18 protein-coding genes are annotated in these 26,142 nt (G+C 39.5%); 6 read left to right on the top strand and 12 right to left on the bottom strand.

The window, feature by feature from the left end:
* The first annotated feature begins 15 nt into the window (after nucleotides 1-15).
* Both nadE and QV280_RS14615 read left to right on the top strand, forming a co-directional pair.
* Nucleotides 16-843, top strand: a complete 828-nt coding sequence (gene nadE, locus QV280_RS14620; RefSeq protein WP_152820718.1) for an ammonia-dependent NAD(+) synthetase — start codon at nucleotides 16-18, stop codon at nucleotides 841-843.
* Between the two features lie 279 nt (nucleotides 844-1,122).
* Nucleotides 1,123-2,085: a transposase gene (locus QV280_RS14615; RefSeq protein WP_152820715.1), complete on the top strand. Its 963-nt coding sequence runs from the start codon at nucleotides 1,123-1,125 to the stop codon at nucleotides 2,083-2,085.
* Between the two features lie 298 nt (nucleotides 2,086-2,383).
* On the opposite strand, the gene QV280_RS14610 is transcribed toward QV280_RS14615, so the two are convergent.
* From QV280_RS14610 to QV280_RS14600, 3 genes are all read right to left on the bottom strand, one after another.
* Nucleotides 2,384-3,139, bottom strand: a complete 756-nt coding sequence (locus QV280_RS14610) for an SDR family NAD(P)-dependent oxidoreductase (RefSeq protein WP_023404652.1) — start codon at nucleotides 3,137-3,139, stop codon at nucleotides 2,384-2,386.
* Nucleotides 3,140-3,437: 298 nt separating this feature from the next.
* The gene (locus tag QV280_RS14605) at nucleotides 3,438-4,097 is read right to left on the bottom strand and encodes an NAD(P)H-dependent oxidoreductase (protein ID WP_152820714.1); all 660 of its coding nucleotides are present in this window, start codon (nucleotides 4,095-4,097) and stop codon (nucleotides 3,438-3,440) included.
* Between the two features lie 176 nt (nucleotides 4,098-4,273).
* Nucleotides 4,274-6,061, bottom strand: a complete 1,788-nt coding sequence (locus tag QV280_RS14600) for a cation:proton antiporter (RefSeq protein WP_152820712.1) — start codon at nucleotides 6,059-6,061, stop codon at nucleotides 4,274-4,276.
* Nucleotides 6,062-6,364: 303 nt separating this feature from the next.
* On the opposite strand from QV280_RS14600, the gene QV280_RS14595 reads away from it, so the two are divergent.
* Together QV280_RS14595 and QV280_RS14590 are read left to right on the top strand one after the other, a co-directional pair.
* Nucleotides 6,365-7,171, top strand: a complete 807-nt coding sequence (locus tag QV280_RS14595) for a hypothetical protein (RefSeq protein WP_152820710.1) — start codon at nucleotides 6,365-6,367, stop codon at nucleotides 7,169-7,171.
* A gap of 203 nt (nucleotides 7,172-7,374) precedes the next feature.
* On the top strand, nucleotides 7,375-8,553 hold the full coding sequence (locus QV280_RS14590) for a DUF1624 domain-containing protein (protein WP_216643775.1): 1,179 nt from the start codon (nucleotides 7,375-7,377) through the stop codon (nucleotides 8,551-8,553).
* A gap of 70 nt (nucleotides 8,554-8,623) precedes the next feature.
* On the opposite strand, the gene QV280_RS14585 is transcribed toward QV280_RS14590, so the two are convergent.
* The 9 genes from QV280_RS14585 to QV280_RS14545 form a co-directional block, all read right to left on the bottom strand.
* Complete coding sequence (locus QV280_RS14585) at nucleotides 8,624-10,192, bottom strand: polysaccharide lyase 6 family protein (protein WP_152820707.1); 1,569 nt, start codon at nucleotides 10,190-10,192, stop codon at nucleotides 8,624-8,626.
* Between the two features lie 83 nt (nucleotides 10,193-10,275).
* The gene (locus QV280_RS14580) at nucleotides 10,276-12,051 is read right to left on the bottom strand and encodes a sodium:solute symporter family protein (protein ID WP_152820705.1); all 1,776 of its coding nucleotides are present in this window, start codon (nucleotides 12,049-12,051) and stop codon (nucleotides 10,276-10,278) included.
* A gap of 1,055 nt (nucleotides 12,052-13,106) precedes the next feature.
* Nucleotides 13,107-13,295, bottom strand: coding sequence for a hypothetical protein (locus QV280_RS14575; RefSeq protein WP_152820703.1), 189 nt, complete (start codon nucleotides 13,293-13,295; stop codon nucleotides 13,107-13,109).
* A gap of 42 nt (nucleotides 13,296-13,337) precedes the next feature.
* Nucleotides 13,338-15,116, bottom strand: a complete 1,779-nt coding sequence (locus QV280_RS14570) for a sodium:solute symporter family transporter (RefSeq protein ID WP_152820701.1) — start codon at nucleotides 15,114-15,116, stop codon at nucleotides 13,338-13,340.
* A 1,221-nt stretch (nucleotides 15,117-16,337) separates the two neighbouring features.
* Nucleotides 16,338-18,125, bottom strand: a complete 1,788-nt coding sequence (locus tag QV280_RS14565; RefSeq protein WP_152820699.1) for a hypothetical protein — start codon at nucleotides 18,123-18,125, stop codon at nucleotides 16,338-16,340.
* Between the two features lie 96 nt (nucleotides 18,126-18,221).
* Nucleotides 18,222-18,983 carry an oligogalacturonate-specific porin KdgM family protein gene (locus QV280_RS14560; RefSeq protein ID WP_152820697.1) on the bottom strand — a complete coding sequence of 254 codons (762 nt, stop codon included), beginning with the start codon at nucleotides 18,981-18,983 and terminating at the stop codon, nucleotides 18,222-18,224.
* Between the two features lie 1,229 nt (nucleotides 18,984-20,212).
* A complete protein-coding gene (gene tnpA, locus QV280_RS14555) occupies nucleotides 20,213-20,644 on the bottom strand; it encodes an IS200/IS605 family transposase (protein WP_152820695.1) in 432 nt (143 codons plus the stop codon).
* 105 nt (nucleotides 20,645-20,749) lie between these two features.
* Nucleotides 20,750-21,580, bottom strand: coding sequence for a hypothetical protein (locus QV280_RS14550; RefSeq protein WP_152820693.1), 831 nt, complete (start codon nucleotides 21,578-21,580; stop codon nucleotides 20,750-20,752).
* Between the two features lie 80 nt (nucleotides 21,581-21,660).
* A complete protein-coding gene (locus QV280_RS14545) occupies nucleotides 21,661-22,416 on the bottom strand; it encodes an oligogalacturonate-specific porin KdgM family protein (RefSeq protein ID WP_152820691.1) in 756 nt (251 codons plus the stop codon).
* Between the two features lie 1,331 nt (nucleotides 22,417-23,747).
* Between QV280_RS14545 and QV280_RS14540 the strand changes: the two genes are divergently transcribed.
* Both QV280_RS14540 and QV280_RS14535 read left to right on the top strand, forming a co-directional pair.
* Nucleotides 23,748-24,764, top strand: a complete 1,017-nt coding sequence (locus QV280_RS14540) for a polysaccharide lyase family 7 protein (protein ID WP_152820689.1) — start codon at nucleotides 23,748-23,750, stop codon at nucleotides 24,762-24,764.
* Between the two features lie 292 nt (nucleotides 24,765-25,056).
* On the top strand, nucleotides 25,057-25,764 hold the full coding sequence (locus QV280_RS14535) for an oligogalacturonate-specific porin KdgM family protein (RefSeq protein WP_152820687.1): 708 nt from the start codon (nucleotides 25,057-25,059) through the stop codon (nucleotides 25,762-25,764).
* Nucleotides 25,765-26,142 lie beyond the last annotated feature (378 nt).

Genomic DNA, 26,142 nt, shown 5'->3' with positions numbered 1-26,142 from the left:
TAGGACATTTAACTAATGGAACAGAAAATTCGCCAAGAAATGCGCGTACTCCCAAGCATCGACGTCGATTTTGAAATTGAACGACGTGTAAACTTTATCAAGCAGAAAATGCTGGAAGCTGGCTGTAAGTCAGTGGTACTTGGTATTAGTGGCGGTGTTGATTCAACAACTTGTGGTCGTTTAGCGCAAATTGCGGTAGATCAGCTTAACCAAGACTCTGAAGATGAGTATCAATTTATTGCTGTGCGTCTACCGTACGCAGAGCAAAAAGACGAAGATGAGGCGCAACTTGCCCTCTCTTTTATCAAGCCTAGCCATTCAGTTGCCGTAAATATTGCAGCAGGTGTTGATGGAATGCACGCAGCCACTTCTGTCGCTCTAGAAGGTACAGGTTTAATGCCTGAATCTGCTGAAAAAATTGACTTCGTAAAAGGTAATTTAAAAGCACGTGCACGCATGCAGGCTCAATACCAAATCGCAGGATACGTTGGCGGCCTAGTACTTGGTACTGATCATTCTGCTGAAAACATTACTGGTTTTTATACCAAATTTGGTGATGGAGCTTGCGATCTTGCCCCTCTATTCGGCCTAAGCAAACGCCAAGTTCGCCAACTAGCAAAAACGCTAGGCGCACCAGAGCAACTGGTCACTAAAGTCCCTACTGCTGATCTTGAAGAGCTTGATCCACAAAAAGCCGATGAAGATGCACTAAGCGTTACCTACGATGATATTGATAACTTCCTAGAAGGAAAACGTCTAGCAGAAGACGCAAAACAAACCATCATCGACATCTATACACGCACCCAACACAAGCGCCAACCTATCCCAACAATTTACGATTAAGTGATTGTTTAAAAGAGCCACTCAGTCTTGAGTGGCTCTTTCCTTTTTTTGGGGACACACACCGAATTTAACTCGATCTTATTCAAGGACACACACTAAATCTCTTTCACTTTTTCTACCTAAAATTAGGAAGCACCTTCCAAGGACAGTCCCTAAATCAAATCTTGATATGAACCCTTTAAAAGTACCAAATACAGTATGATTTTCTACGCAATACCGTGATTTTTTATTCATTAACGGCTAAATAAACTCTATCTGATTTTTTAAGAGTTGATGAATATGACCACTGCACGCAAACAACTAGTATCGATTGACGCTACTCCTTATTACCACTGTGTATCTCGATGTGTCAGACAAAGTTATTTATGCGGTCACGACTACAAAAATCGCACTTGTTACAATCATAGAAAGCAATGGGTCGAGCAAAAGCTTATTGCATTGACATACTGTTATTGTATCGACGTTTGTGCTTACGCCATTATGAGTAATCATTATCACCTGGTTTTATATATCAATAAAAACAAAGCATTAGCTTTATCACAACTCGAGGTTGTAGAAAGATGGAGCCTTGATCATAAACTGCCTTTATTGATAAAACGCTGGTTAAGAAAAGAACTAACTAACCGTGCTGAAGAAGAAAAATGCAACAAAATCATCGAACTCTGGCGAAAGAGATTATGGGATTTAAGTTGGTTTATGAAAGACTTAAATTTTGAAATCGCATGTAAAGCTAACAGAGAAGACAACTGTAAAGGGCATTTTTGGGAGAGTCGTTTTAAAAGCCAAGCATTACTCGATGACCAAGCACTTTTAGCCGCAATGGCTTATGTCGATCTCAATCCAATCAGAGCAAGTACAGCTAAAATGCCTGAAGCATCTGAATATACTTCAATCAAGGCTAGGTTAGATGCCCTCGGAAATGGCTGCATTTCACCAAATTATCTATGCCCGTTTATTGGTAATTCAAGTGATGAAACTCAAAGTGGTATTCCATTCAAGCTGATGGATTATATTGAATTAGTGGATTGGACAGCACGAGAGTTCAGGGAAAGAAAAGCATCTATAGACCATACTCTACCCCCTATCTTACAAAGACTTAACTTTGATCAACAACACTGGATTAAGGTCTGTACCCATCTTGAGCGTCGTCGAACGACAGCGATCAGTACGAGGTTATATCAAATTGAACATGCTAAGTTACTGCTAGGTAAATCGAAGATACATATGTATTGGTTAAATTAAGAGGTTTATTACTCTCTAAATGTGAAGAGAAAAAATTGCAGGATAAAATATATCTTTCCTAAAATGATCGGCTACCAATTCAAGCATACACAAAACCATGAAGTAAAAGGTCAACCAATTTCATTCGAATAAGTATCAAGCAAATATACGTTGCTTTAGATGTCAGAAATAAACCTTAATTTTTATTCGGTGTGTGTCCTTGATAATTATCGAACCATATAAAAAAACAGCAGATCTCTTATCAAGACCTACTGTTTCAATTCAAGCAATTAAACTAATTGTTAGTTTAAAGTGGTAATTAAATACCTAGAGCTTGACCACCACCGATTTGTAGCGTTTCAGCTGTGATGAACGAAGCATCTTTGCTTACTAGGAAAGAAATTGCAGATGCAACTTCTTCTGGTTGACCTAGACGACCTAGCATAATGCTGTTAGCCCAAGAAGCGAATACTTCTGGCTTAGTCGCTTTGATTTGCGCATGGAATGGAGTATCGATAGTACCAGGAGATACAGCATTAACACGGATGTTTGCAGGAGCAAGTTCTTTAGCTAGCGCACGTGTTAGAGTGTGTACTGCAGCTTTAGAAGTACCGTAGATACCAGCACCTGGGCCACCAGCGTTCCAAGCAGCGTTTGAAGTGAAGTTGATGATTGATGCATTATCAGACTTCTTCAAGAATGGGATTGCAGCACGAGATACGAAGAACGCGCTATCAAGGTTAAGAGCCATTACTTTACGGAAGAAATCAGTTTCCATGCCTTCGATTGGGCTACGACCACCTAGGCCACCAGCGTTGTTTACTACAACGTCGATTTGACCGTATTTTTCGCCAATAGCATTGATGTTAGCAGTTACTGCATGCTCATCAGTTACGTCAAAACCGTAGTACTCAGCTTCGATACCAGCTTCTTTAAGCTCAACTAGACGCTCAGCGCCTTTGTCATCTTCGATGCCGTTAAGAACGACTGTGTATCCATCTTGACCAAGACGTTTTGCAACTTGAAAGCCGATGCCTCCAGTTGCGCCTGAGATAAATGCTACTTTATTAGACATATTGATGTTCTCTTTGTTTAATTTTAGGCTTCACTAAAAGTGTCTATAATTCAATGAGTAAGCCTTAAATAAACAGGCAAACCACACACACTTCTAGCAACTCGCATAATTGTAATACAATATGCTTTTTATTTAAATAGGCATATAAGGTCTCTGTGCTCTAACTCACAAATTTTAAATCAAGATTTAAGGACAGGCACCGAATTCAATAAAAAGTAGCCAATATAATGGCGATGTCACAAACACGAAAAAGGCTAGGTTTACACCTAGCCTCTATTAAATCTCTCGCAACTCACGACTAAATAACTGTAATCACATCTTCAGTAGCTAAACGCGCTTTAGGTTTACCGTAATTGTAATCCTCACCATCTAAGTGGTAGCCAATAGCTAAAGCAAAATCACATTGATAATCACCTAGCTCTTCAGCAAATATTTCACCAATCAGTTTTGAATCAACACCTTCCATCGGCGTAGAGGAAATCCCCATGCGAGCTAAAGTGTGTAATGTGTTACCCACAGCAATGTAGGTCTGAGCTTTTGTCCAGCTGCCGTTAAAGCCTGTTTCATCCGTATTTAAATCAACAAATCCAAATGCACCGTTAAGCATGTTGTCGTACATGTCGACAGGAAGGTGGCCTGAGCTAACTTCAACATCTACCACTTTTCGGTAGTCATCTTTGGTGTATTTTGGATTGTGTGCAAACAAGATAATGTGTGACGCTTCTTTCGCATGTGGTTGATTAAATTGGTGCATATTGGCAAAAGTATCGTGAAAACGCTGCTTAGCTGCTTCACTTTCAATCACAACAAATTTCCAAGGCTGTGAATTAATTGAAGATGCAGATAAACGAATAGCTTCTTTTAGCACTTCCATATCTTCAGCAGAAATACGTTTGTTTGCGTCATATTTTTTAGCTGTATAACGGCTGTTTAGATCTTTAATGATTGGATGCGACATGTAGAAATTCCTCATAAGCGTTGTCGATGGCGTGCATATTACGAGGTTCAAGAGACATCGAAAAGATTCATTTAATCCAATCATTATTGGTTATATATTCCATAATGATTTTACTCATAGTAATGCTACTTCCTGATTGCTATCTGTAGTTAGGATTATGTATGAGCAAAAAACATCTACTCCGCTGCTTTTATAAGTGAAACTACCGTTTCCCCTGGTTGCGGTGAAAATGAAGTGTGGTCACTGACCATATGAATCCTTTTAAGGACAGTCACCACAAAAAGTGGTTGCAATAATGCATCTTGGTATTGATTTAAATAGTCTTTATACGTAAAAGCCCCACTTAACGTAGTATGTTTAACCTCCGCACCTTGGTTGATTAGGCTTGCGAGCTTTTTAAAGCTGTGTTTTCCATCAAACAGTATTTGTCCAAAAGATCCTTTGCTAACCGAATGTTTATCTGCATCATCACTTTTTAGATCTTTAAGGCAAAAAACTCTATTCTCTCCGAAATCAGATAAATACTGCATACATGCCATAATATTAAAATGTTTATCAGGACTTAGGGCAACCACATGCCCCACCCCAATCAAATCTAAATACTCATCCGCATGGCTGGACGTAGGATTACCATAATAAAACTCCAACCCTGACATCTTAGCTTGACTAATGTAATCCCAGTTTGAGTCCGTAACCACCACACGCAAATCATATTTTGCAAGTGCTAGCGCCATAGCACGGGCAACATCATTGGCACCAATGATTAAAAAACCTCTCGGTGAACGTTCGGCCACACCTAGAAAATTTGCCAATGACCTTGCTGTTGCGCTTTGTAAAACAACGGTGCCAATAATAACCATAAAGACTAAAGGAACTAATAACTTAGCTTCTTCAATTCCAAACGCATAAAGCTTAATAGCAAACAATGCTGAGATGGAAGCGGCCACAATCCCCCTAGGTGCTACCCATGCCAAAAACAACTTTTCTTTGAAATGTAAACTGCTGCGAGCTGTCGAAACCAAAATTGATAACGGTCTTGAGAGCAGTTGAATAACCACAAATAACACGACAGCGCTCCATCCCAAAGCATGAAAATCTTCAAGATCAATACGTGCGGCAAGCAAAATAAATAAGCCGGTAATGAACATAACCGTGAGGTGCTCTTTAAAGTGCAAAATACTCTGGATATTGACATCTCGAGCATTTGCCAGCCATATGCCCATCACAGTTACCGTGAGTAGTCCCGATTCAGACTCAAGATAATTGGATACAGCAAATACCGCTAATACCACAGTTAATACACCAAACGGTTGTAAGTATTCAGGTAACCAACGTCGTCTCAACAGTGCTGCTATCGTAGCACCCGCTGCAATCCCGACGCCAAAACCAATGACTAAAATAATGCCAAAGACTTCAACACTTTGTGAAGAGCTGCTAGAGATAATAAACTCATAAACCATGACGACAAAAAGTGCACCAAGTGGATCAATTAAGATCCCTTCCCAGCGCAAAATATTGGATAAACGAGAAGTAGGACGGACGGTTCGCAATAAAGGAACAATCACCGTAGGGCCTGTAACCACGGTTAAGCTGCCAAATAACAGTGCTAAAGACCATTCAAACCCCAATAAATAGTGAGTTGCAATACTGGTTAACGCCCACGAGATCAATGCTCCAATGGAAACAATTGACCATACTGTATTACTGACACCTTTTATTTCAGCAAAGCGTAAAGTTAAGCTACCTTCAAACAAAATGACCGCGACCGCCAGTGATATCAATGCAAAAAAGTGCTCACCAATCACTTGTTGAGGTTGAAACCAACCAGTAATGGGGCCTGCAATAATCCCAGCTAACAGCAGGAACAAAATGGCAGGAAGCTTCAATCGCCAAGCCAACCATTGACAACCTAAACCGACAATACCCACAGTAGCAATGCCTAGCGCAGCCCAATCTTCGTGCATAGTCACTCTTCACTTTTAAAACACCTGTAAAAACCTTAGTCGATTCAAGATCTAATGCCACTTTATCCGTCAAAGCACTTATTAACGATTTAGGGACAGGCACCGAACAATTTCCCGAATAGACCAGGGATTTAAACCGCCGCTATTTCTGCACTTAGTCTGAGCACTCTGCCCCAATAAAGATCATAATTTAAGGACAGGCACTAAATAAAAATGCAGTTATCTAATAAAAACAATACGTTAACTATTGGCATCAAACTTGCTTCAATAATCTTGAAGATATTTAGATGGAAGGATCTGTTTATGGATATATCAAGCCGAATGTTTTTAGCAAAACAGTCTAAGTTAACTCAAACTCTCACTTCACCGTTCAAATCCAGCTTGTTGCAAGGAAAACAAAGCATAGATTTTGTTTTGGATGCACTAGAGGTCGTGCGACTGCACCGCTCTTATATCTATAAGAAAGCCATCGGTGACAAAATTAATGCTAAAAGAGCCAGTCGCGTAAATGAACGACTGGGTAAGATTAGCAATGATATTCTTGATTATTCCTATTTAGGTAGCCGGACTGAAAGGCGCATTTTATCTCGCCGACTGGATGAACTGATCCAAAATAGTGAGCCGTTGCCTTTTGCTAAACAGCTTGTTGCTCACGGACAAGTTATCCGTCTATTGATGTTTTGTTGTGATAGTGCGGTACTGCGAAGTATAAATACTGAAGATTGCAGCTTGCAGGAATACAATTCTCAATGGCAAAGTCTATTAGATACCGTCGATGCCCTTACCCAATACCGTATCTGTATTAGCTCAGTGATAGAGCATGGCTTACGAAATCCCAAATTGTTATTAGGGCGAGCCAATAATCTGCTGAGAAAAGTTCAGCGTTGCCAAGAACTTACTTTAAATACAGAACATAATTTAGCAAAGCTAGCAGCTCAACTACAACACTCTATCAACACTGTTGCCAGCAAAACTTCTGTGCCTACTTCTTTGATGTATCAAGATACCAGTGATATTTCTCAAGAGCTCATCGCCGTTTATAAAAAGATCGTTTATGATCAATTTAATAAAAGCTATTTAGCGAAAAACTCATCATCACTAAAAGCGTAATCATCTATCTGAAGAAACAATAGACATATACCAAACCGCATGATTGATTTAAGGACAGGCACCGAATGGCATCATCAAACTTGTTGGGTAATACTAACTAGGCAATCAATAAAGTTACCTTTAGATAACACATAAAAACGGCAATATAGATAGGAATGACTGTATAGATATACTATGCACCAAAAATAGAACTAGGTGCATATGTGACTGCTATAACTCAAAATTTAACCGCGTCTAACGTCGCAAATAAAACAACTACCCGGCTTGCATCAATAGATGTCATGCGTGGTATCGTCATGCTTATTATGTTGTTGGATCACGTCCGTGAACGTTTCTATTATCACCGACCCGTCGCCGACCCAATGTCTTTAACTGAAACCGAACCGGAGTTGTTTTTTACCAGACTGCTTGCTCACCTGTGCGCGCCTTTATTTGTATTTCTTACTGGGTTGTCTGCGTGGTTGAACGCAAACCCAAACAATGGTATCAAAAGAGATCCAAGCACATTTCTTTTAAAGCGTGGGCTATTTCTGATCTTTATCGAAGTTACGTTCATTAATTTATCTTGGTTTGGTAAGTATGAAACACTTTACCTACAAGTAATTTGGGCGATTGGGCTTAGTATGATTGCACTCGCATTGCTATGTAAGTTGCCGCGAAACATGATCGCAGGTCTTGGGCTACTCATTGTATTCGGGCACAATCTTCTTACACCAATTAACTTTGCACCAGGTGAGTTTGGATACATATTCTGGACCATCTTGCATGATGCAGGATTCTTAGCCAGTGAAGGTGCACTAAAGATCAAGCTTTCTTACCCTGTATTGCCTTGGATAGGAGTGATCTTACTCGGTTATGCAATAGGCCCAATTTTTGGCAAAACGTATGATGCTAAAACTCGACGCTCAATATTGATTAAACTAGGCGCCTCAAGCTTAGGCTTATTGATGATACTGCGTGGATTCAACATTTACGGGGAAACGTTAGACTGGCAGACTCAATCGACTTTCATACTAACAGTTATGGACTTCTTTAATTTCAGCAAATACCCACCGTCATTGCATTATATATTGATGACTTTAGGGCTCGGTGTGATTCTTTTGGCTTGCTTTGAAACAATAGAGAATGGTGTAACCCGTATATTGCAAACCTTTGGTTCGGCACCTATGTTTTTCTACATTTTACACCTGTACGTATTACTGTTTGGCTATCGCCTGATGCTCAATACCTTTGGTGCAAATTACGATAATTTATTCGGTTTACCAAGCGTTGGTTATATTTGGCTGATGACTATTTTCTTAGCGGTCGCTCTCTACTTTCCAGTAAAAGCTTTTGCAGATTATAAACATAGCTCAAAAAAAGCATGGCTTAAGTATTTGTAGTAACAGTAAAAACCAAAAAAGGCGAGCACTGCTCGCCTTTGTTTTACCTAACCATCTACGTTGTTATATTTTATTTGATTACGTAGTCTGGGCCTGCAACATCTGCTGTAATGATCTTAAGCTTAGAAACGTCAGCGCCCGCATTTTCAGCCGTTTCAAAACCATTTACATTAGTTATCTTCGGTAACTTATTAGAGTAGTCAGAAATAAGCTCAGCTTCAGTCACTGCACCAACATACACTTCATCCGCATAAGTTGCGCCTACTAATGGGAAATCCTTAGTTGCTCTAACCGCAACAAACTCTGGGTTTTTAGAGTTATCAATCAAGTTATGCTTGAAATGAACGTCTACGCCGCCAAAGATATTAGACACTTCTTTGTTATTAAATAGGCTTACACGGTGCGTTTGGTTGCCGTACACAATGCCCCACTCCGTATCAACCAAGGTATTGTTTTCTATTGTGATATTTTTTGGAGTCCACTGTTTATTTAGCTCTTTGCCCTTAACTGATTGGTCAAGTTTCTCGCCGTTTTGAACATCAATAATACCCGTATTAATCACGATACCACCACGCAGATCGGCATTACCTTCAATCAAACCATCACGTCCACGAGTATTGGCAATGTAGTTATTACGAATCACATGATCTTCATCATAAATACGCATACCGCCAGTCAGCAGCTTTTCATTACCTAAAATCACGTTGTCTTCAACAATGTTAGCTTTACCGTGGCGAAGAGAGATCAAAGAGCTGCTTTCAAAAATGGTATTGCCACCGATAACGTTGCCACCTGATTTAATAGAGATCAGTTCACGTTCACCGTCCATACTGATCAATAGATTATCTACAAACTGGCTGTTTGAAGGCCACTGTGACGATTTTGAATCACCGATACGAATGGCTTCCCAGCTGTTGCCGTTGTAACGAATCGCTTCTTTAATATCAAACTCATTAAATTGGTTTGGTTTTTGGTCAAGGAAGATGTTGTGCTTAATAATATGATTATCTGGCGTGTCATCTTTTTGCACACCGATTAAAGTGCCACGTTTCTGCTTGCCTTCAAAACGGTTGTTGATGACTTGACCATCTTTACCCCACAAAGAAACCCATAGGTACTTCGGGTATTCAGAGCGACGAGCATCAGGCTCATAAGTGTAATCGTCATTAAAGTAGTAAAATGTCGAGTTTTTCAGTACGTTGCGATCGCCCATCACGCGAACGCCACCAAAACGCTCGTTTGGACCACCTTCAGTAAATACCAAGCCGTCTAAAGTAATATCATTGCCCTTGAGCTCAAACTGAACAAGACCCGTTACCCAAGCCGTGCCTGCTTTTCTTGCTTTAATGGTGACATTGTTGGCTTCGATAGTTAGTTGACCCAGGTTACGATATTTACCTGCTTCAATCTCGATGATATCGCCGTCTTTAGCATTAAGAAGTTTAGTGCGAAGTGCATCAACTTCCCCTTTATAGGCATCTTCTACCGATGCACGCTCAACCACGTTCAAACGTGGGCTATCTAAAAGCATTGAACGATCAACTTGCGCCAAAGTGTTAGATTCAGTCTTGGTGTCATTAAATAGACTACAACCCGATAATGTCAGTGCTGCGGCCAGTGCGATTGCTGTTTTTTTCATTTTAGTCCCTTCTATAAACTTAAGAATTGCAAAGCAAAAAAATGCGGGCACCAAGCCCGCATCAATTAAAAAGTCGTTATTGATTATTCCGCAGTTTGTTCACACAGTTCTTCAACTGTGTCATCAACAGCTTTAACCAGTAGCAAACCAACACCTAGAACAATCGCGCCACACAATACGAAGATGAAGCGGCCCCATAGTGGGTTAGGTAGCAAGAACATTAGCATTACACCAACACCAGCTACTGCGATAAGAGTACCAAGCATACGACGTTGCTTGTTATCCAGTACTTTCTGCTCGTTAGATTCTGCAACTAGTGGTGTGTCTAAGTTTTCGAAGAACTTATCAACATCAGCTTGACGCTCAGCAGATAGTGGCTTGTAGAACAACGTCGTTAGACAGAAGAAGCCAGCAGTAAATACAAGGTGACCAATTAGACCAATTGCAACTTTAAGATCAGACCACTCACGACCTGTTAGCGGCTCAAGGTTGAACCAATTTGCAACCATTTCTGCATTGATTACGAAACCAACGTAGTAAGAAACAACTGCACCAACTACTAGAGTTCCCCAACCAGCCCAGTCTGGAGTCTTCTTAATGAAGAAACCACAGAATGCTGGAATAGTCATCGGGAAGCCAATTAGCGCACCTACATACATCATAGTGTCAAATAGGCTCAACCCTTTTAGAGAGTTGATGAACAGTGCAACTAGAATGATTGCGATACCAAAGAAGGTAGAAGTTAGCTTAGAAACCACTACTAGCTCTTTCTCAGTCGCGTTTGGACGACAGATTGGTTCGTAGAAGTTCTTAACAAAAATACCCGAGTTACGGTTTAGACCTGAATCCATTGAAGACATAGTTGCAGCAAACATTGCAGCAATCAGTAGACCAACCATACCCGCTGGCATGAAGGTTTCAACGAAGTATAGGTAAGCGAAGTCGCCCGCTTTAGAACCTGCTTCTGGGTAGATAGCCGCTAGATCAACACCTTGACCGGCAATAAACCAAGAAGGCATGAACCAAATAGCTGGACCCATAGTCATTAGAACACACGCAAGCAATGCTGCTTTTTTAGCGTTCTTAGAATCTTTTGCAGCTAGGTAACGGTATGAGTTAAGCATGTTGTTCGTAATAGAGAACTGCTTAACGAAAATGAAGAACGCCCAAATGCCGAAGATGCTTAAGTAGTTTAGGTTGTTACCTGAAACGAATGATGCGCCGTTATCTGTTGGGAAGTTCGCAACGATTTCGCCAACGCCACCACCTTGAATGATTGCAACAACAGCACAAGTTACTGTTACAGCCATGATGATAACCATCTGCATAAAGTCAGATGCGATTACCGCCCAAGAGCCGCCAGTCACAGACATCACTAGTACTACAAGACCCGTTAGGATAATGGTCGTAGTCATGTCAAAACCGAAGATACCAGATGCAATAATTGCTAGACCATTTAGCCAGATACCCGCAGAAATAACACTGTTTGGCATGCCAGACCAAGTAAATACTTGCTCGTTGAAGCTACCAAAACGCATGCGAATCGCTTGAATTACCGTTACAACACGTAGCTGACGGAATTTCGGAGCGAAATACAAGTAGTTCATTAAGTAACCAAATGCATTAGCAAGGAAGATGACTGCTACTGCAAAACCATCTGCGTACGCTTTACCAGCCGCACCGGTAAATGTCCAAGCACTAAACTGAGTCATAAACGCTGTTGCGCCTACCATCCACCAAAGCATGCTGCCGCCGCCTCGGAAGTAATCACTTGTTGTGCTTGTAAATGTTCTGAACATCCAACCTATTGCAATTAAGAACAGGAAATAGACGCCAACAATAGTTGTATTGAGATCCATCGTTAAACCTTTTGGGATTGCTGTTTAATAAAATTTAGAAAAGTTTAACGAGAACCAAGATCAACTTGTACTACAATACGCTTTAATTGTGACAAGCACCTCGTGTTTCAATTATCTATAAATCATACAAGTGATCTGGATCTAAGATTCAATATCGTGACAAATCCTTTTAAAATTAGCGTTGAAATATCTAGTTACATTTAAAAACAAGCGCTTACCGCTATATGTATTTTTAATTAATCATACCTATGGCCAGCTATAATTGATTTTAAAATCCATTATCAATATATATTGTATTACTAATAACCATGAATTAAATATAACGTAAACACATTGTTTTTAAGGACAGGCACCAATTCTATTCCGTAATACTATGCCACTGCATTAGTAATTTGTGACCGATGATTTAGGGACAGGCACTAATAATGGTCTTGAATAAACACCAATAACCCAGTGCAGGAAAGCGGTCGAATAAAGCATTGTTTATGCTTATTTGTAACCGCCGTACTCCCCTACCCAGGTTACAACAGGCCGAGTTCATAATAGCCAGAGAGTCCCAACAGTTGGCACACTGCTCTCAAGGAAGCTTTTAAGGACACACACCGATTTTTCCGCTTCCTAAATATTATGCCACTGCATTAGTAATTTGCGACCGAAGATTTAGGGACAGGCACTAATAATGGTCTTGAATAAACACATCAAATCCAGTGTAAGAAAGCGATAGAACAAAGTATTATTTATGCATATTTGTAACCGCCGTACTCCCTACCCAGGTTACAACAGGTCGAGTTCATAACAGCCAAAGACGAAAGCAACTTATGTGATTTCTATTCCCAACAGTAGCACACTGCTCTAAGGAAGCTTTTAAGGACACACACCAATTTTATCGACCGAAAATTAAGGACAGGCACTAATAATACACTCGAATAAGCCAAAACAACTCCGTGCAAGAAAGCGGCCGAATAAAGCATTGCTTAGACTTGTCGTTAGTAGCCGTGCTGCCCTCCCCCTGCCTACAACACACCTGACTTCATAACAATCAAAGAGGATGATGGCTAGTTTTTGGCTTTGGTGTTTACGACCGTTAGCGGAACATAGAAATCAAACGTATCATTTAACCACTTAAACATATTGGCTTTATAAGCAAAAACTAGAGTGCCGATAGACCTGAAGATAAAGCGCCACGCTGCAACTACAATAAATAGCTTTATGACACCAAATTTTGGCAAAAAAAATGCGGACATTTCTGTCCGCATTCATCAATTAATTTAGCTTAAGTGGGTTGATTACTTAGCAACACTCTCTTCTAAAGAGTCTACAGAGCTATCAACAGCTTTAACAAGAAGCATACCAACGCCGCTAACAATTGTACCACATAGGATGAAGACTAGACGTCCCCACATTGGGTTGCTTAGTACAGCCATGAACATGATGAACACACCAGCAACTGCAATTAGTTTACCTAGCATTTGACGCTGTTTGTTATCAAGTTTTTGTTGAGCAACTGATTCTGCAACCAATGGTGTAGCAAGGTTTCCGAAGAATTTATCAACGTCTACTTGACGCTCTTCAGAAAGAGGTTTGTAGAACAGAGTTGATAGGATGAAGAAACCACCAGTGAATACGATGTGACCGATTAGACCAATCGCAACTTTCACGTCAGACCATTCACGTTTAGTTAGCTCTTCTAGACCAAATGCGTGAGATACCATGTCAGCGTTGATAACGAAACCAACAACATAAGAAACGATACCACCAACAATCAGAGTACCCCAACCAGCCCAGTCTGGAGTTTTCTTAATGAAGAAACCTAGGAATGCTGGAATAGTCATTGGGAAGCCGATTAGAGCACCAACGTACATCATTGTATCGAACAAGCTCAACCCTTTCAGAGAGTTAATGAACTGTGCGATAAGGATAATTAGAATACCAAACACTGTTGAAGTGATTTTTGATACTGTAACCAATTCTTTCTCAGACGCTTGACCTTTACGAACTACTGTTTCGTAGAAGTTCTTAACGAAGATACCTGAGTTACGGTTTAGACCAGAGTCCATTGAAGACATTGTCGCTGCAAACATCGCTGCAACTAGAAGGCCTACCATACCTGCTGGCATGTATTCTTGTACAAAGTATAGGTACGCGAAGTCACCTGCTTTAGAACCTGCATCTGGGTAAGCAGCAGCTAGGTCTACACCTTGACCTGCAATGTACCAAGAAGGCATGAACCAGATGAATACACCACCAAGCATTAGCACACACGCTAGAAGCGCTGCTTTCTTAGCATTCTTAGAGTCTTTTGCCGCTAGGTAACGGTATGAGTTAAGCATGTTGTTCGTAATAGAGAACTGCTTAACAAAGATGAAGAATGCCCAGATGCTGAAGATGCTTAGGTAGTTAAGGTTGTTACCTGCGATAAATGAACCAGAGTCACCTACTGGGAAGTTATTAATTACTTCACCAACACCGCCACCTTGAACAATCGCAACAACAGCACAAGTAATTGTTACCGCCATGATGATAACCATCTGCATAAAGTCAGATGCGATTACCGCCCATGAACCACCAGTTACTGACATTGCTAGTACAACTAAACCTGTAATCCAGATTGTCATTGTCATATCAAAGCCAAAGATACCTGATGCAATAATTGCTAGTGCGTTTAACCAAACACCTGCAGATACAACACTGTTAGGCATTGAAGACCAAGTAAATACTTGTTCGTTCGTAGCACCGAAACGCATACGAATTGCTTCAATTACCGTAACAACACGTAGCTGACGGAATTTAGGAGCGAAATACGCAAAGTTCATGAAGTAACCGAATGCGTTCGCTAAAAAGATTACCGCAACAGCAAAACCATCGTTATATGCTTTACCTGCCGCGCCTGTGAATGTCCATGCTGAAAACTGAGTCATAAACGCAGTCGCACCAACCATCCACCAAAGCATGTTACCGCCCCCACGAAAATAATCGCTTGTGGTACTTGTAAATGTTCTAAACATCCAACCTATTGCAATTAAGAATAGGAAGTAAATGCCAACAATCGTAGTATTGAGATCCATTGCATTACCTTATAACTGTAAATAATTATTTCAAATCCAGTACAGTTTAATCCTTAACTTAAATCTTTTGTATTACAATACTTCATAAATGTGACGTATGACGCAAGACTTTTTATAGGTTAAATCATACAAATATTCCTTCCTCTATTGACCTGCTTCTAATATAGACAACAACAGCTCTTGATCACCTTTTAAATAGACCAATGGAGGCCGTAAATAGGCACTACAGCCCTCTTAGCACCTGATACTTAATGTATTTTTTTGTAAGAAAGCTCAGTTCAGTTAAATGTAAGTGTCGTAACAAGCATTAACAATTGTAGGACTAAACAAATTTAATAAACGTACTTATAATTAATTGGATTATCAGATTTGTTTTCTTATTTGATTTACCTATAAGAGGCCTAAGCTGCCACAAAAAATACAATAAATAGGCAGAACTTGGATGGCATTGGCGACTCAACCAGTGCAGTTTTGTCAAAAAAAAACCCATAGGCAAGTGCAAGCCTATGGGTTAAATCGGTGGTGTACCGAGCCTAAACACTAGAAGGGTATGTTTAGGCTATTCATAATAATTATGGAGCTTTACTAACAAGAGCCGGCTTAGGTTTAAGCCCACCCTATTTAGTATTCGTTTTTAAAGTCCTAGCTTGAAGAAGCTTGACCTTGTAAAAACAGACAGTTAACAGGCTATATGTAGCCTGTTGCTGTCCGATAAATTATATTGTATTACAAATAGCAAAAGCAAGTTATATTCACAATAAAGATCCAAAAAATAGACAATTACACGACTTTTTCACTTAAATCGTTGCAAAGAAAGCTACGCATATAATAAGACGAGTGTTAAATCGTAAGAACAAACATCAGACAAGAACAGTTATTGATGCCATTAATGAGAATACATCTTAATTGCAATAATGGTATTTACCTCTGTATTGGAAATGCCTCATCAACCTTATACTAAGTCACCACTTTTGCCAGTACGCCTATATCGTATGGAATATTCACGCCCAGTGTTTTAAGTATATCAATCATCATCAAATGTTCAGAGATAGCGTTGGGAGAATCTAAACACAGGAACGAACGCGCAGCAATTAACGTGTTATCTTCATATAATCACGAATCTAACCAATCGAATCTAAAATTGATTTTATCTCTTTCGCTAAAATTCAGTTAAAAAAAAGGCCGACAATTCATGTCGACCTTATTATTAGGTAGTTTTGCTTAGAACAAGTCAGAGCTTACATCATCAAAGTATGTATACGTACCAACACTTGAAGTATCACCGTTATACATTACGAATGTTGTAGGAGCACCAGTATCGTTTTCCGCAACTAAGTTTGCGTGCTCAGTTCCATCAACCGTTACCGTTACGTCAGTACCACTCCAAGCGATAGTAACGTCAACCCAAGTGTCTCTTTCGTAGTCTTGAAGATCAACTTGTGAGCCAGATTCATTTCTGAATTTAACCGAGCTTGAACCAAATACTACTTCAGTGAATCGAGAGCTAGAAGAGCCCGTTGCAGAAGTACCTAGGTATAGGTACGAAGACTTCACATAACCATCAGTAGGGATATAAACAGAAGTTGAAACCGAACCACTATTCGCTGCACCAGCTGAGAAGTCGCGGGCAACAGTACCTTTACCGCCGTCGCTGCTATCTTCCATATATAGAGAGTTTGAACCTGTTTTCGCTTCCTCATTGCTTACTTCAGCTAGCATAGTGCTACCATCTACACCATTTACAGTGTATGCACTGTTCGCTGTATCAATTTGAGTGCCAACAGTGTACGATTCAAATGAATCTACTGAACTATCTTCAGAACCACCGTCGTCCTCAGAACCGCCATCATCTTCAGAACCACCATCGTCCTCTGAACCGCCATCATCTGCAGCGCCAGATTGGTTTTGAACTGTTGCTTCATTCGAGTTGCTGTTATAAGGGTCAGCTGACAAGTTGTGACCATCTGTATAGCTATCAAAGTTATCTTCAAATACTAGCTCTTCTGCACCATCTTCAATGTTGTAAACCTTGAAGTTGTCAGCAAGTAGTTCGAAGTGAGTAGTATTGCTGTTGTCGCCCATCTTAATTGCGATAACTTGTACTGCTGCATTTTCCATCGCGTAGTCAAATGGACCGTACGAAGTACCGTTGATGTTGAAAGAGTACTTGTTGTTTTCGCCCCACTCTAGTTCAACTTCAAGTTTTTCACCTAGCGTGTAAGTGCCAATTGCGTCAGAAAGCTGAGGTTTACCATCAACAACAGTGTTTGAACGGTAGAATACTTCACCACTGTTCAGAACTAACTCACCATATAGGTTAGAGTTACTTGTTCCACTACCGTATAAGCTGATGTACGCGTTATTGCCATTGTCATCTTCAGCTTCAGTTGTGCCTTCATGCTTTTGGTAAGTTAAATCAATAGTGATTTTACCTTGAGCAATTGAAGCAACTGATGCGCCAGTTGAGTTATCAGACAATTTTAGGCGAAGTTCACCTGTATCATCGGTCATTGTATCGATGATCTGAACAACATTGTTAAAGCCAGCATCAGCATTTGCTTTTTCTACTGCTGCTTTAATGTCAGCATTATCAATTTGGTTTGTACCTGATAGGTCACCAAAAGCGCCAGTGCTTACAACTAGCGCACCGTCAGTCAAAGTATAAGAACCATCAACTTCAGTTGAGGTACCGTCGTGGTAATAAGTAAATGTAATATCACCATCAGATTCAGTGTACGGAGTTACTGTGATTTTGTACTCACCTGGAGTTGCATCATCATCGTAATAAGTTTGATTAGTGCCATCAAACACATAAATATTAGGTAGGTCTACAGATTGTGTTGAAGAAGATGTACCTGCTAATTCCCAGTAAGCTCCAGACAAAGCTGAGCTAGGTGGTGTTACAGTCCCGCCACCTGAAGAGCTTTCTTCAGAACCAACATCGAAATCACAACCGAACAAAAGTCCGGTAGACAGTGCTACTGCAATCGCTGACTTAGAAACTTTCATATTATCTCTCTTTATATTTCACTGTTTGTTATGTAGGTGAGCGTCATCTATTTTTTATGAGCACTCACCCCATTTTGGATGTTATTTTATTTATTTTTAGAAGTCGTATTTCAGGCCTAGACGAGTTCTTGCCTGACGGTCACCAGAAGTTGAACCGTAGTCAACTGTCCAGAATTCTGCGTAAGGAGTAAAGTTACCCACTTTGTAACCAACGATTAGACCGAAATCCCATTCCCAATCTTCATTGTTTGCTAGACGCTCGTTGTCATGGCTCTTGGTGTAGTTACCTTCATAGCTCAAACGTAGGTTTTTCAAGCTGTCTACTGGAATCTTGTAAGAGCCAGTAAGTGTGATTTTACTTTTCTGAGTTGTTTTACCAGAAACGTCAGTTGAACCGCCGCCTGCAAGAGAAATAGTTTGGCCGTCGTTTGTGTACTCACGGAACTCATGACGGTAACGAAGTGCAGTTGTTAGGCCGAAGTCAGCTTTGTAACCAACGCGGAACTGAGGTTTATAAGTTGTTCTGCCGTTACCAAATGTAATTGGCATACCAGGTTGTAGGTACCATTGTTTAGTCAATGCATAGCGAACACCCCAATCAAATTCTGAATCGCCACGCTCTACGTGACTCCAAAATGCTTGATGACCATTCTCATCTGCTTCACTTTGGAACTTTTGCTCAACACTAAAGTACAATTTCGTCTTATCTGCTACATTCACAGACTCACCAATTTTGATTCGGTGTGCGAAATCTTCGTCTTTATGTTTGTATTCGCCACGGTAGTTCAGTGATCCTGCACTTACCGCACCAGTGAACAGTGTTGCTACTACAACTAAAGCAATTTTATTTTTATTCATGATGAGATTTACCTTTTTTTATCCATCGACATTTGAATTAATGTATGACAATTAGTTTAGTGGAAGCCTCAGAGGCAAACTGTGATGTGAGTACAAAAAGTTAATTAGGCGCAATGTGCATACCAGAAGCGGGAGTCAGATCGCACATTTACCATGGAATTTAGGTAGTCAACTTGCTTGTTTTATGAATTTTTGCTTAAATTTTCGGTTTTTATTTTTTTAGGTGCTGATTTTCACCGTTCATAGTTGTCTTATTAAAGACGGGGCTGGTACAAGGTCTCACTGGATCGTTTAATTATTATGCGGTTATTAAGGTGGTGTAGATTTAAGAAAAAGAATACTGAGATACCAAACCACGCAGCACACCTCAAAAAAGTTCACATACAGAGCCCCTATTATAATGTGAACTACCTGATACGAACCTATTGACACTCCCCTATCCTCGTTTCCAACCAAGCATTTTCAATTACTCATTACATTCTTACGAACAAAGATCCGTTCATATTGGATTGGTACTACAGCTATTAGTACTTCTTTATTGAATGGCAAATGTATAGATAGTTGCTTGAAAGATTTTTTAAGGACACACACCGATCCTGAGATCGCTATCATAAGAGTTATGAACCTCGGTAGTACTATTTCCTCATACTCAACGTCTTCTATTTAGCCTCAAGATAGCGAGTCAGATTCCATTCCGTATCATCTGAATTTTTGGGGACACACACTCAATAGCAGTAACAAAAGGATATAAGCCTAAACGGACTGAACTACAATCCGAAATTAGATAAAGGCAACTGGGAGGGATAAGTTGAGATGAAGAACATCTAGATGCTATCAAAATGACCACTAGACACACATTGATGGCATGAATGCAAATTGCAGATACATCCCTACTACACTATGTACCGTTTGACGATGATAATCAAAAACCCTAATAAAGACATAAGAGCAACGTAGGAAATTAAAATATGCGAGGAATTATTACCGATTGGTAAGTACTAGGGTAATCACCAAAAAGTAGCGGCGTGACTATTTAGCCATAGAATATGGCTTAGTTATTTTAACATTAGTATAAATGGGTTAATTGAACGTAGCCCATTACATGACTACATTATGATGAACTATCTAGTTCTAACGAATATAGATGCCTAAACAGTTAAATGACCTCCGGCAAAGCCGGAGGCTTATTGGGTGACGCCCTCTAAGGGCTTAAGTAAGCGCTCAAGGCGCTAAATTCCTAATTTCAATTGATCTCGGTGCTCATCTTCTTGTTCTTGATTCCGTATATATTCAAGAACTGTCTCTTCATCTAATCCTACAGTTGAAACAAAGTATCCCCTCGCCCAAAAATGTTCACCATTGAAGTTTCTCTGCCTACCTCGAAACTTTTTAGCTATTGATATCGCACTTTTTCCTTTGAGGTAACCCACGACATTAGATACTGAATATTTTGGAGGAACACTGATACACATATGAACATGATCCTTCATCAAATGTCCTTCTTCAATTTTTATGCCTTTACGCCTGGCCAACTCATGAAATGTGGACCCTAGATGCTTCCTAATTGCACCATAGATCAATTTTTGTCTTTTCTTTGGAATAAATACTACGTGGTATTTACAATCCCATCTTGTATGAGACAGACTCTTATAGTCTCGCATAGGTTGTTTCCTCTTTACTTTTGGTCGAGCAAAGAAGTTACATATACCGTTGTCACGGTCAAACCTATGCGAGTCACCCCAGCATAGCTGGGGGTTTATCAATGTTTAATTACCGTTACTAGCACTGCCAGTATCAGTACTACCCTCACCAATCACAACAGCTTCATTTGAATTACTATTGTATGGGTTAGCAGAAAGATTTTGACCTACTGCACGACCTTCAAAGTCATCAGTAAATACAGTTTCGTCACCTGCATCTGTAACGTTAAATACTTTGAAGTTATCAACTAACAGTTTATAAGGAGTGGTATGGCTGTTGTCACCCATTTTAAGAGCGATAACTTGAACTGGACCAGTCTCTGCAGAGCAAGGGTAAGGCCCAAATGATTGACCGTTAACCTTGAATGAATATTCTCCATTACCCCAAGTCATTTCAACTGGTGTTTTCTCACCTGGTGTAAATGAAGCTACAGGAGCTGATGATAGATCTGGTTTACCTTGATTAGTACGGTAGAAAACATCTCCGCTATTATTAAAGGCAAGTTCACCCACTAAGTTAGAATTACTTGTACCAGTACCAAATAGAGTGATATATGCATTATTACCATTTTGATCATCAATCTGAGCAGGATCATCATTGATGTATGTTAAATCAACAGTCAACTTACCTTTTGCAATAGATGTAATTACAGCTTTAGTTGAACCATCAGCAAGTTTCAAACGAAGCTCACCGGTATCGGTTGTCGATGTATCAGTAATTTGAACCAGTTTATTAGAAACTGAACTACCAGTATCAGGAACTACAACACTACCCGCATTTCCTGTACTACCGTTACCTGCAGCAGGAGTGCTGCTTTGTGGGCCAACATCGAAATCACAACCAAATAACAATACACTTGATACCGCTACAGCGATAACTGATTTAGAAATTTTCATAGTATCTCTCTTATATTCTGTTAGCTACGTGCTGAAGGAGCAGAGCCCCGCTCCTTCAGTAGATATAATTCATATTTACGTTAGAACTTGTATTTCAAACCAAGGCGAGTTCTTAGCTGACGAGTATCAGTTTTAGTACCTGTTTTACCCTTCACATCCCAAAGTTCGATGTATGGTTGGAAGTTTTCAACTTGGTAGCCAATGATCACACCAGCATCCCAACCCCAGTTTTTACCGTTTTCAATACGGATATTGTCGTAGTTGTGGTTGTAGTTAGCTTCATAGCTCAATTTTAAGTTTTTCAAACTTTTTTGAGGCAACTTGTATGAACCCGTTAAAGTAATTTTACCTTGTTGTATTGTTTTGCCTGCACGTTCGATTTTTTGACCATCAACGTCAGTTGTTGTGCCTGCTTCGCTTGTATATGTTTGGAATTCGTGACGGTAACGAATAGCAGTAGTCAAACCAAAGTCAGCTTTGTAACCAACACGGAATTGAGGTTTATACGTTGTTTTCTCTGTTGAGAACGTAATTGGCATACCTGGTTGTACGTACCAGTTTTTATTAAGTTTGTATTGCACACCCCAATCGAACTCTGAATCGCCGCGTTCTACTTCGTTCCAGAAATCTGATTTGTCATTACTATTCCATTTTTGTTCAACACTAAAGTAGACCTTAGCTTGGTCTGAAGCTTTTACTGAAGACCCGAGTTTGATGCGATGTTGGTATTCATCTGAGTTGTGTTTGTATTCTGCGCGATAATCAATTTGGCCTGCACATGCAGAGCCAGCAAAAATAGTAGCTACAACAGCTAGAGCAATTTTAGATTTAGTCATGAAGAATTTACCTTTATATCCGTTTGGGTATTGAACTTAATGTATGACAAATAGATTACGGTAACACTTAGTTACAAACTGTGACGAATGTAGGATTTTTTACTTTGATAATTAAGTCCACGGAACTTGGTGGAGAATTTGTACTCACCCTTTAACTTTACTGAAAAACAACAAATAATAGAATTAAATGCCAATAAAACACCAAATATCGATATATCACCCCGCACATAAACACCAATTTGAGTACATAATAAAGATATGCCAAATATTTCATATTGACGATACATGTCACACTTTTTGATTTCGCTGGATAAAAAATACATCTAACCAGCATTTAATTTGTAATAAAGCATTACAAAAATACCAGTGACACTATGAAATTACACGCATAAATAATACTATTATTGATCATTAAACAGACTAATCACTCTGTTAAATACTACTTAATGACAAGGATAGCCTTTCCTTTCTTACCTATATTGGTTAGACATTTGATCTAAGATCCACTTTCTTCAAGGAAGAAATACACATCATTCTCAAGATGGAAAAGACAACAGGAAATATGAAGGCTAAGGTTTAAGCGTTTCACCGTTTACCAGACGAGGCATGCATAACACAGGCCGTTAACTTGAGGCAATAAATAGAAGGGAGAGTTCTCTACTTTCTTGTTGATAACACGGCAATCACAGCAATGGGCATCGGAGAATGAATTTACACAAAACAGCATGACGAAACCCAGAGTAGATCTATTCATTAGTTTACTGCCAAAAATATAACGCTTCTTATCTATAGGTGAATATTCAAGTTCAATGTCATTGCTCTTAAAAAGGGGGGAAGGTCAAAAAGCCAATAATAAAAGCATCATATCAACCTAATTTAATGCACATCATTGCTTAAGATTGAAATTCTATAAGGTTTAAATAATGGTTTGCGACTTCATTGCAAGGGAAGCTCAATTAGACATTGCGGTAACATATAAAACCTTAAAAGGTTATCCCCTCTATATACTCTATCGAGATCAGTGAATCTATTTCTGATTCTCTACTTTTATAATCTCACCATTTTGTATTACTAATATGTGTAAATACTTTAGATATGCAGCAAATAAAAACGGCTTTGAGTTTAAAATCAATGAGCTAAAAAATACCTACCGCTAACAACAACCAACCACAATCCAATAAAAACAACAACTTACAATCACAGTCACAATATGACATAAATTTTCAACAGCCTAAATTTGAGTCGAGTCACAAAGCTGAGCACCTCAACTTTCATATGTATGACAATATGATTAGAATATTTATAAGTTTTTAGAATTAAGGTATATCAATATGAAGAAGCTGGCCTACGCAGTTGCACCACTTTTTTTAGCAATGGCATTAGCAGGATGTGGAGGTTCTGACTCAAATTCTAGCAGTTCCGATAACAGTACTCCTGATATTGGCAATGGTAATGGTGGTTCAGATATTGACAATGGTAACGGCGGTTCTGATAACGGCCAAGTTGAACAAAATGCAGGTTGGGACATTAATCAGTGGAAAATTACCCTACCAGTTAGTTATACCTACTATAAAGACAACTATGGTACTGGCAGCGGTCTTACAGATAGCGATAGTGCTGCAGAATTGATTCCAGCAGATTGTAGCGGTAAAAACGAGCTTACAACTGACACCACATTGCCTTACTTCCATATTGATGCAAACAACAGAACTCACTTTATTGTTGATCTTGGCGATGATGGCATCACTACAACAACAAATAGTAACTATGCTCGCTCAGAACTGCGTGAACTCTACAACTTTAATAGTTCCAATCGCTGTTCATCTAGCAATCAAAACTGGGCTATTAGTGACAGTGCTAATCATAAACTTAACGCCACTCTAAATGTTGAGAAATATCCTACTGGTATCAATAAAGATCCTAAGGTTGTTATTGGACAAGTTCATGGTTATGAAATCAAACAAGCACTGATCAAATTATTGTGGGAAGGACCGAATAAGCCAGTTCGTGCCATTATGAACGACAGCTTCTTGCCAAACAATCAAGTGTGTAATAGCTGTAATTCATTTAGCGTTGACTTAGGTACTGCAAAATCAGGCACTGATTTTTCTTACCAAATTGACGTAAATAGCCAAGGTGTGGTTTTAGAAGCTGCAGGTGTTAGAAAAAGCTTTAATTGGGGTGTAAACATTGAAAATACGGGTCATGCCCTGACTCCAAACTGGGCAAATAGTAGCAATAAATTTTATTTCAAAGCGGGCATTTACCCTCAAATCAGCCCTAGTTCTAGCTATGCCGGTCAAGTGTTTGACGTGAGCTTTAGTAAAATTGCTATCGAGCATAAATAAGCAAGCACCTCTTATTTCTACATCAAAGCGACCTCTCTGGTCGCTTTTTTATGCCTGTCAGATACACGCTAAGAAGCACTCACAAGCATTGATTTTATTAATATGCATGCACACAAACTCATTTAAATAAAATGATGTATTTTCACCCTACCCATCTCTGCCCTCATTTACACCACCAAATAAATATTCAAAAACACGGATAAAAATAATGACAAGCTGTTTGCTATCAGCGTATTATCGCGACTTTATTTTATTTGTCATACCGTAAGACAAAATTACAGATTTATGAAAAATGATTAAAAAGCACCAGATTACGTTATTCATTACAGCTACCGTGGTTGCTGCATCCGTAAACGCGGCCTCAGTAGACTACCGTCAAGAATATAAACACAATGATAAAGCCTATGCTAGTCGTGTCAAAGTTGGCAGTAGCGTTGGCAATCACTTCTTTAGCCTTGAAGCTAAACAAACCGGTAAACCAATTTCAGATTGGCAAGCGGCAGATAATGAATTTGTCTATGGCTATAACTTCAAAGTAAATAAAAAATGGCGCATCACTCCCTCAATGCCCATCACATTCGGCAATGATCGCGTTACTTACAAACCGCAAGTTCGTGTTCAATATAAATTTGATTCGGGTTTAACCAGTAAACTTCGTTACCGTCACGAGTTCCGCGACTATACTGGCGACAAGTCGGATAAAGACTCTATCGACCGTAGTAAGATCACCGGTAACCTAGATTATAAAATTGGCGCATTGCAATTGGGCTTTGAGGCTAACTATGCGCAAGATTTCTTCCATGACAATGAATGGTTTGGCGGTAAATCAGCGAAACGTCACAATGAATGGGATTACAACGTTAAAATTGGCTACAAAGAAGCGAGTTGGAGTTGGAGACCTTACATAGAGTTAGGTAACGTTCAATACAGCAGCGGACCTAGTGCAACTAACAGTAATCGTCAATTGCGTACCCGTGTAGGCCTTACTTATAGCTTTTAAGCTTTGAAGATGTAAAGCGAACCAAACGATAAGGCCATACTTGGCACTAGTAATAAAGTAACAAGTATGGCTTTCCCCTACTGCCAATCACTATCTTACTTGATAATAGTGATAGTGAATGTTCAAAACTACCCTAGCAGAAATACCCTAGCCTTAACCGACAAAAACAAAGCTGTGAAGCTCATCACCAAATGCCGGTCATGCTCATCTGGTTTTATATTAAAACACCTAAATTCAGTTCGATTACCCGCACATAACTGAAGGTTTAGTTGTTTTTATGCAACTTAATGCATTAAAAATAAACACCCATAAAAACAATAACTTGCAATCAACAAGCACTGCATTAAAAAATATAAACGCCTAAAATCAATATTTTCA

It is taken from the genome of Vibrio sp. B1Z05 (genome assembly GCF_052955985.1).
The sequence above is the reverse complement of the archived record's forward strand: the minus strand, read 5'-3'. Positions and strand labels throughout refer to the sequence as shown.